We start from the raw sequence: 8,174 nt of genomic DNA, 5'->3' as shown, positions 1-8,174 counted from the left end.
GCTACAACTCAAATCGGACCTAAGTCAACAAACTACCGCTAGAGACCTTTCGGGGTCGAGGTGGTCGCGTGGCTGGGCCGCGTTCGGACCACGTGTCGTCTGTGGGAGAAGCTGTCGAGCTGGGCGCGCCGGTGCGCCCAGCCCCCGGGATGGTCGCCGGATGCTGGGGCTGGTGGTGTGGATGCTGGGTCCGGTGGGCCAGCCCCGCCGGATCCAGCGGGGTGTGTGGGCGTTGTCGGGGACATAGCCCTTTCAAACCGGCCGCAAGGGTCTATGTCCCTGACATAGCCCCCCTTTTTGCGAAGCGACCAGGCCCGGCGGCGGCGCGGCGAGCCAGCGCCCCACACGCCAGTGAACACGGCGAGGCTGCCGGGTCTAGGCGACCTGTGGCGTCATAGCAGCCATAACTCGTCTTGATCCAGGGGTTGCCCTGCCCGGTGGGTATACCGGGCCGCCGGTCCAACGAACTGTCCCGACCTATCACGGAGCTGAGGGAGTGTGCCGGCGATTGGGCGCGTTGGTGCGCCCAGCTCGACAGCTCTGTTGAACACGGACCCGACCTGCCGCCCGGGACCAAGGCCCGTCCGCGTTGGGCTGGGCCGGGATCGTGGGGACGCGGAGGGCGAGGCCGCGGGAGCAGCGGCGCGCTTCCGACGTGTCTTCGCGGCACATCCCCAGGCGGCGGCATAATGGCCACGATCCGGAGGTGCCAGCAAGTCGATGATCATCCTGATGCACAGCTCGAAGACCATGCGCCCGCCCACGTCCGGGCTGCGGCCCAGCGGCACGCCCGCCCTGCTGGAGCGGGCCGAGGAGCTGGTCGCCTATCTGCGGACCCTCTCGCTCGACCAGCTCGCCCAGGTCATGAAGATCTCCGCCGACCTGGCCGAGAAGGTCCGCGACCTGCACGCCGCGTGGAGCGCCGACCCCGCCGACCAGGCGCCCGCCGCCGCGACCTTCGTCGGCGACATCTACAGCGGCCTCCAGGTCGACTCGTTCACCGCCGCCGACCGCACGTACGCCGGCCGGCACCTGCGCATCCTCTCCGGGCTGTACGGCATCCTGCGCCCCTTCGACGGCATCAGCCCGTACCGGCTGGAGATGGGCTACCGGCTCCCGCCCGGCGGCTACGCCAACCTGTACCGGTTCTGGGGCACCTCGATCGCCGAGCAGTTGCCCGCCTCGGGGTCGATCGTCAACCTGGCCGCCAACGAGTACAGCAAGACGGTGCTCCCGCACGTCGACGCCGGCCGGGTCGTCACGCCGCGGTTCCTGACCGCCGACCCGGCCTCCGGCGAGCCGAAGTTCGTGGTCGTGCACGCGAAGATCGCCCGGGGCGCGTTCGCCCGCTGGCTCGTCACCGAGCGGGTCGGGGAGGGCGCGATCCGCGAGTTCGCCGAGATCGGCTACCGGTACGACGACGTGCTGAGCGCGCCCGCGGAGCCGGCGTTCGTGTGCAAGGAGTTCGGCGGCAAAGGGCTCTCCGTCCGCCTGACCTGAGCGGGAGACCGGTCGGCCCGCACCTGCGCCCTTTGTGGGAGAACAGGCCGTGGTGCCAGAATGGGAGGCTTCCCAAAGGGAGGTTGACTGCGCCCATCGAAGCGCGTTGGCTGGCGTCACCGGAGTACGTGGACAGCGGGGAGTAACGGTGACCCACAGCGAGGTGCCCCTCGTCGTGTGCGTGTCGGCCGACACGACGGTGCGCGAGCGGGTGGTGCGGCGACTCGACGACCTCGGCACGGTGCTGATGGTCGCCAACCTGGCCGAGCTGCGCGCGATGCTCGGCGCGGCCACGGCCGAGGTGCTCGCGGCCGGCGTCGGCGAGCTGGCCGTCGACCCGGACGGCCACCAGGTGAGCTGGCGCGGCAGGCCGTTGTCGCTGACCCGGCTGGAGCGCGACGTGCTGGTGCGGCTGGCGAGCGCCCCGCTCGGCCTGTGGACGTACGAGCGGCTGTTCCACGCCGTGTGGGGCGGGGCCTACCTGGGCGACACCGCGATCCTGCACTCGACGGTGAAACGCCTTCGCCGCAAGCTGCGCGACCTCGACGGCGCGCCGGAGCTGCAGACGGTGCGCGGGGTCGGCTACCACCTGCTCCCGGCCGCCGCGCCGGTGCGCGCCTGACGGCTCTTGCGCGCGCGGAGGGTGCGGCCGCGGGAGCGGCGGTCTGGACCACGACGGCGGTCGCGGCAGCTCAGATCTCTGTCCTGAGTGGATCGCCCCGGGCGCGCGGTCAGGGCTTGGGCCGGCGTGGGCGCAGGCGTCCGGCGCGGGGGCCGGCCAGCGTCTCGGCCCAGAGCGACTCGTAGCGCCGCGCCATCCGTTCCGCGGTGAACGAGGTGAGCGTCCGCTCCCGTGCCCGCTGGCCGAGTCGGGTCCGGGCGGCGGGGTCGGCCGCCAGGCGCCCGATCGCCTCGGCCAGCGCCGCCGCGTCACCGGTCGGCACCAAGCGCCCGCAGCGGCCGTGGTCGAGGAGCTCGGGTACGCCGCCGGTGGCGCTGGCCACGCAGGGCAAGCCGGCGCCCATCGCCTCGATGAGGGCCAGCCCCAGGGTCTCGTACCGTGAGGGCTGGCAGTAGATGTCCAGGTCGTGGAGGTGTTCCGGGACGCGGTCGCACCAGCCGGTCAGCTCCACGCGGTCGCCGACGCCGAGCCGGTCGGCCTGTGCCCGCAGCTCGGCCTCCTGGGCTCCGGACCCGATGATCCGCAGACGTGTCCGGGGCAGCCGGGCGAGGGCGGCGATGAGCACGTCCTGCCCCTTGACCGGGTCGAGGCGACCGACGCAGCCGATCACCAGCTCCCGCTCGTGGTCGGGCGCGGCCGTGGAGACACCGGCGGCCTCCGGCACCGGCACTCCATTGTGGATCACGTGCACCGAGCCGCGCCCCAGCGCGTAGAAGTCCTCGATCCGCTTGGCCCCGTCGGCGCTGACCGCGACGTTCCCGTCCAGCCGCAGCGCGAGGGCCCGCGTGCGCAGCAGGAGCGCCAGGTCGACGGTGCGCGCGGCCATGTGCTGCACCGCCACCACGCGCGGGCGCCCCGCCGCGAGCGCGGTGCCCAGCAGGGTCGGTGACGCCCACGGCACCTCGAGGTTCGCCTGCACGAGGTCGGGGCGCACGCGGCGCAGCATCCGCGCGTGCGCCACCGCCCCGCCACCTGCGACGTGGTGCGGCACGCCAGGGGAGTGCCCAGCGAGCCACCGCACCACGGGCTCGTGGATGCCGGCGACGTGGACGTCGTAGGTATCACCGAGGCCGGCGACCAGGTTGCCCAGCGCGATCTCGGCGCCGCCCACCGCGCTCACGCTGGTGTACAGCAGCACCCGGGGTCGCGTGGCCACGGCTCACCCCCCCCGTGCGTGCCGGTGGCGTCAGGCGTCCTCGCGGCAGGGACTCTCCAGCCGGAAGAAGTTGCTCTGCCGGCCGTCCTTCCGCTCCTCCTGGTAGAGGAAGTTGAGGTTGCGCTCGTCGAAGGCCCGGAACCACTCGTCCCAGGTGATCCGGCGCAGCCGCCCGCCCCGGTTGCCGAGCGGGAAGTCGAACGTGAGCACGCCCGCGCGCCCGTTGTGCTCCGTGCCGGAGATGGTCGCCGGCGCGGCGTCGCGGCGCTCGCCCCACTGCCGGATCACCTCGTGGTCGCTGGTGACCAGCGAGCGACCGGGGCGCTCCGGCTGCTCGTCGGTGGAGGTGATCTCCTGTGCGTACCGTATCGACTTCGACGTGCCGGCGCCGGTGCGCACGCCTCCGCTCGTTCGCTCCTTCTGTTGAGCCATGATGCGTCCCCCCTTGCTGTACCGGTGGTGTCCGCCGTACCGGTTGGCTACCCCCGCAGGCGGATCCGATTCATCGAAGGGGAGCCGACCGCGGCCCGGAATCCCGGAACGGCGGGACGAACGCGCGGGTCGGCGACCCCGCCGCCGGAAACCGGAATGGCGGCACGAACGCGCCATCCGCCGCGTCCGCGCCGCCGGCCCACGCAGGGAGGACGAGTGGCCAGGACCGCGAGTATCGGCCATCGGCTCGGGTATCCACGCGCCGTGGACACAGCGCATGAACCCAACCCGTACGGCTACGCGGGCGAAGGCACCATCCCGGACCCGTCTCCCGACGACCTGGAGGACACGGAGGAGAGCATCACCGTGCCCGCCGACGAGATGACCCAGGCCATGGCCGATTCCAGCTGCGATGTCGACGACGAGCAGTAGCGGTCGCACGCCCGTCCCCGGCCGCCCACGGCGCCTGTGCCGTCGTGCGGCCGGTGAAAGGCCCGCCGCGTGCGGCGGGCCTTTCCTCAGCTCTTGCGCGGCGTGATCAGTCGCTGGAGGAGGATGAACGCGAAGAGCAGCGCGCCGATCACGATCTTCGTCCACCACGAGCTGAGCCGGCCGTCGAAGGTGATGAGGGTCTGGATCAGCCCGAGTACGAGCACGCCCAGCACGGTGCCGAGCACGAAGCCTGAGCCGCCGGTCAGCAGTGTGCCGCCGATGACGACCGCGGCGATGGCGTCGAGCTCCATGCCGACGGCGTGCAGCCCGTACCCGGAGAGCATGTAGAAGCTGAGCAGCACGCCGCCGAGCGCCGAGCAGAAGCCGCTGATGGTGTAGACGGCGATGCGCGTACGGGCGATCGGCAGCCCCATGAGGTGGGCCGAGCGGGGGCTGCCGCCGATCGCGTACGTGTTGCGGCCGAGCCGGGTGAACGCCAGCACGTACGCCGCGATGAGCACCACCGCGAGCGCGATGATGACGCTGGGGGAGACGAAGTTGTCGCCGAAGCGCACCCGCGACTGCGCCATCGTCGTCCAGAACGGATCGTCGATCGGGATGGACGAGGTGCCGATCGTGTAGCAGAGCCCGCGGGCCAGGAACATGCCGGCCAGCGTGACGATGAAGGGCTGGATCTCGAAGTAGTGGATGATGCAGCCCATCCCGAAGCCCAGTGTGGAGCCGATGAGCAGCACCAGCGGGAGCACGGCGAAGGCGGGCCAGCCCTGCTCCTGGAGCAGCGACGCGGAGAGCATCGTCGTCAGCGCGACCACCGCGCCGACCGACAGGTCGATGCCGCCGGTCAGGATCACGAAGGTCATGCCCACCGCGACCACGAGCAGGAAGCCGTTGTCGATGAACACGTTCAACACGACCTGCGGGTCGCTGAACGCCTCGTACTGCACCACGCCGCTGCCGTACATCAGCGCGAGGAGCGCGAGCGTGGCGTAGAGCGGCAGGTACTTGCGCTGGTGCGGCCGCGAGAGCCGGGCCCGTACCTCGGTCAGCGTGGTCACGCGGGGCCCCCCGGGAGATGAGGAGCGGAGCGGGGCATCTTCTCGTGGTGCCTCATGCCGGCACCTCGACCTTCTCCGCGGCCGGGGCGGCGGGGCCCGTCGGCGTCGGTGGTCGTCGCCGCCGGCCCTGGAAGACCTTGGCCCGGAAGGCGGGCGACTGGACAAGGCAGACGATCGTGACGACCAGCGCCTTGAACAGCAGTGTGGTCTCCGGTGGGATGCCGGTCGTGTAGATGGTCGTGGTGAGCGTCTGGATGAGCAGCGCGCCGACGACCGTGCCGGCGATGGAGAAGCGCCCGCCGGCGAGCGAGGTGCCGCCGATGACGACCGCGAGGATCGCGTCCAGCTCGTACCAGAGGCCGGCGTTGTTGCCGTCGGCGCTGGAGACGTTCGAGCTGATCATCAGCCCGGCGATGCCGGCGCAGAGACCGGCCACGATGTACGCCATCATCGTGATCCGTCGCGAGTGGATGCCGGCGAGCCGGCTGGCCTCGGCGTTGCCGCCGACCGACTCGATGAGCATGCCGAGCGCGGTGCGGCGGGTCAGCAGGACGGCGAGCGCGGTGACCGCGAGCGCGACGAGGATGGCGAACGGCACGGTGAACAGGTAGCCGGCGCCGATCAGCTTGTACGGCGAGCTGTTGATCGTGATGATCTGCCCGTCGGTGATGAGCTGGGCGAGCCCCCGGCCGGCGACCATCAGGATGAGCGTGGCGATGATCGGCTGGATCCCGACGACTGCGACCAGGATGCCGTTCCACGCCCCCAGCAGCAGCGCCAGGCCGAGCGCGAGGGCGACGGCGACGAGCACGCCGGTGACGCTGTTCTGGTCGGTCTGCTCACTGATCCGCCAGCAGGCGAGCGCGCCGGCGATCGCGACCACCGAACCGACCGACAGGTCGATGCCGCCGGTCGCGATGACCAGCGTCATGCCGAGCGCCACCAGGATCAGCGGGGCGCCGAAGCGGACGATGTCGATCAGGCTCCCGTACAGGTGGCCGTCGCGCATCTCGATCTTGAAGAACGTCGGCGTGAAGATCAGGTTGGACAGCAGCAGGACCACCAGCATGGTGACCGGCCAGAAGAGGCGATGCTTGACCAGGGTGTTCACGGCTTGGCTCCACTGGCGATTGTTTCCATGACGCGGTCGACGTCGAGGCTGTCGTCGTTGGGCAGCTCGGCGATCAGGTGGCGGTCGCGCAGCACCGCGACCCGGTGGCTGAGCCGCAGCACCTCCTCCAGCTCCGCCGAGACGAAGAGCACCGCCATGCCGCCGTCGGAGAGCTGGGCGACCAGGCGCTGGATCTCCGTCTTGGCGCCGATGTCGATGCCGCGGGTCGGCTCGTCGAGGATGAGCAGCCGCGGCTCGGTGATGAGCCACCGGGCCAGCAGCACCTTCTGCTGGTTGCCGCCGGAGAGGTTGCGCACGAGCGCCTCCGGGTTGGCGGGGCGGATGTCGAGCGCCTTGATGTACCTCTCGACCAGGTCGTCCTGCCGGCGGCGGGGGATCGGTCGGGTCCAGCCGCGGGTCGCCTGCATGGCCAGGACGATGTTCTCCCGGACGGTCAGCTCCTCGATGAGCCCTTCGGTGCGGCGGTTTTCCGAGCAGAAGGCGATGTCTCTGGCCATCGCGGTGCGTGGCCCCCGCATCGTGACCGGGCGACCGTCGATGGTGAGCTGGCCGTGGTCGGCGCGGTCGGCGCCGTACAGCAGGCGGGCGACCTCGGTGCGGCCGGAGCCGAGCAGCCCGGCGAGGCCGACGACCTCTCCCTTGTGGATGGTGAGGTTGAACGGGGCCACCGCGCCCTTGCGCCCCAGCTCCCGCGCGTCGACCAGCGGCACGTTGGTCTCCTGGAAGCGCTTGGGCTGCTCCTCCAGGCGTTCGAGGACCTCCAGCTCCTTTCCGATCATCGTGCCGATCAGGTCGATGAGGGTCAGCTCGCCGGTCCGGTACTCGCCGACCCGCCGGCCGTTGCGCAGCACGGTGATCCGGTCGGCGATCTCGTACACCTGGTCGAGGAAGTGGGTCACGAAGAGGATGGCGATGCCCTCCTCCTTGAGCTGCCGCATGACCCGGAAGAGCTGCTGCACCTCGCCGGCGTCCAGACTGGACGTGGGCTCGTCGAGGATCAGCACCTTGGCCGAGATGTCGATCGCCCGGGCGATCGCGACCATCTGCTGCACCGCGATCGAGTACGTGCCGAGCAGCGCCGACACGTCGATGTCGAGCTGGAGCCGGCGCAGCAGCTCGCGCGACCGTCTCTCCACCGTGGACCATCTGATGTGGCCGAACGTGCGCGGCTCGCGGCCGATGAAGATGTTCTCCGCCACGGACAGGTTGGGGCAGAGGTTGATCTCCTGGTAGACCGTGCTGACGCCGGCGTGCTGGGCTTGGAGCGGCCCGGTGAAGCGCACCTGCCGGCCGTCGAGCACGATGGCGCCCTGGTCGATGTCGTACACGCCGGTGAGCACCTTGATGAGCGTCGACTTGCCGGCGCCGTTCTCCCCCATGAGGGCGTGCACCTCGCCGGGGAGCAGCCGGAAGTCGACGTCGCTGAGCGCCTTGACGCCGGGAAACTCCTTGCTGATCCCGGACATCGTCAGGATGGGCTCGGTCACTTCTCGCGACCCTTCTGCGCTGGTGGGGCCGCCCCGCCCCCGCGCAGGGCGGGGCGGCCGCTGGGAGGGTTCAGGCCGGTCGGGTCAGTACTGGCGTTCGGGGAGGACGGCCTTGGCCTGTTCCTGGGTGAAGGTGGTTTCTTCGGTGACGACGCGGGGTTCGACGGTTTCGCCGGCGTGGACCTTCTCGACGAGTTCCATCAGTTGTGGGCCGAGCAGAGGGCTGCATTCGACGATGAAGTTGATTTTGCCGTCGGCGAGGGCTTGCATGCCGTCG

General features: G+C 70.8%; 8 protein-coding genes and 1 pseudogene. 3 read left to right on the top strand and 6 right to left on the bottom strand.

All coding sequences use genetic code 11. The features are described from left to right. The first annotated feature begins 720 nt into the window (after positions 1-720). Both ACFFIA_RS15850 and ACFFIA_RS15845 read left to right on the top strand, forming a co-directional pair. On the top strand, positions 721-1,500 hold the full coding sequence (locus ACFFIA_RS15850; protein ID WP_377251577.1) for a YaaA family protein: 780 nt from the start codon (positions 721-723) through the stop codon (positions 1,498-1,500). A gap of 247 nt (positions 1,501-1,747) precedes the next feature. Further along, positions 1,748-2,122, top strand: a complete 375-nt coding sequence (locus ACFFIA_RS15845; protein ID WP_377251583.1) for a winged helix-turn-helix domain-containing protein — start codon at positions 1,748-1,750, stop codon at positions 2,120-2,122. Positions 2,123-2,231: 109 nt separating this feature from the next. Here ACFFIA_RS15845 and ACFFIA_RS15840 read toward each other — a convergent pair whose 3' ends face one another. Together ACFFIA_RS15840 and ACFFIA_RS15835 are read right to left on the bottom strand one after the other, a co-directional pair. Continuing rightward, positions 2,232-3,338 carry a glycosyltransferase family 4 protein gene (locus tag ACFFIA_RS15840; protein WP_377251575.1) on the bottom strand — a complete coding sequence of 369 codons (1,107 nt, stop codon included), beginning with the start codon at positions 3,336-3,338 and terminating at the stop codon, positions 2,232-2,234. A gap of 30 nt (positions 3,339-3,368) precedes the next feature. Then, complete coding sequence (locus ACFFIA_RS15835; RefSeq protein ID WP_377251573.1) at positions 3,369-3,770, bottom strand: hypothetical protein; 402 nt, start codon at positions 3,768-3,770, stop codon at positions 3,369-3,371. A gap of 264 nt (positions 3,771-4,034) precedes the next feature. On the opposite strand from ACFFIA_RS15835, the gene ACFFIA_RS15830 reads away from it, so the two are divergent. Then, complete coding sequence (locus ACFFIA_RS15830) at positions 4,035-4,202, top strand: hypothetical protein (RefSeq protein WP_377251571.1); 168 nt, start codon at positions 4,035-4,037, stop codon at positions 4,200-4,202. Positions 4,203-4,288: 86 nt separating this feature from the next. Here ACFFIA_RS15830 and yjfF read toward each other — a convergent pair whose 3' ends face one another. The 4 genes and pseudogenes from yjfF to ACFFIA_RS15810 all read right to left on the bottom strand — a co-directional run. Further along, positions 4,289-5,278: a galactofuranose ABC transporter, permease protein YjfF gene (gene yjfF / locus ACFFIA_RS15825; protein ID WP_377251569.1), complete on the bottom strand. Its 990-nt coding sequence runs from the start codon at positions 5,276-5,278 to the stop codon at positions 4,289-4,291. A gap of 52 nt (positions 5,279-5,330) precedes the next feature. After that, complete coding sequence (locus ACFFIA_RS15820; RefSeq protein ID WP_377251581.1) at positions 5,331-6,347, bottom strand: ABC transporter permease; 1,017 nt, start codon at positions 6,345-6,347, stop codon at positions 5,331-5,333. Positions 6,348-6,385: 38 nt separating this feature from the next. Next, the gene (locus ACFFIA_RS15815) at positions 6,386-7,876 is read right to left on the bottom strand and encodes a sugar ABC transporter ATP-binding protein (RefSeq protein WP_377251579.1); all 1,491 of its coding nucleotides are present in this window, start codon (positions 7,874-7,876) and stop codon (positions 6,386-6,388) included. Positions 7,877-7,981: 105 nt separating this feature from the next. Further along, positions 7,982-8,174: pseudogene (locus ACFFIA_RS15810) on the bottom strand (LacI family transcriptional regulator); the annotation flags it as partial.

Source organism: Phytohabitans kaempferiae (assembly GCF_042433955.1).
Classification (GTDB): domain Bacteria; phylum Actinomycetota; class Actinomycetes; order Mycobacteriales; family Micromonosporaceae; genus Phytohabitans; species Phytohabitans kaempferiae.
The sequence above is the reverse complement of the archived record's forward strand: the minus strand, read 5'-3'. Positions and strand labels throughout refer to the sequence as shown.

Excerpts from the sequence above, each read along its gene's own strand:
- ACFFIA_RS15850 (WP_377251577.1), top strand. The coding sequence starts at position 721 with ATGATCATCCTGATGCACAGCTCGAAGACCATGCGCCCGCCCACGTCC.
- ACFFIA_RS15845 (WP_377251583.1), top strand. The coding sequence starts at position 1,748 with ATGGTCGCCAACCTGGCCGAGCTGCGCGCGATGCTCGGCGCGGCCACG.
- ACFFIA_RS15835 (WP_377251573.1), bottom strand. The coding sequence starts at position 3,770 with ATGGCTCAACAGAAGGAGCGAACGAGCGGAGGCGTGCGCACCGGCGCC.
- ACFFIA_RS15820 (WP_377251581.1), bottom strand. The coding sequence starts at position 6,347 with ATGCTGGTGGTCCTGCTGCTGTCCAACCTGATCTTCACGCCGACGTTC.
- ACFFIA_RS15815 (WP_377251579.1), bottom strand. The coding sequence starts at position 7,876 with ATGTCCGGGATCAGCAAGGAGTTTCCCGGCGTCAAGGCGCTCAGCGAC.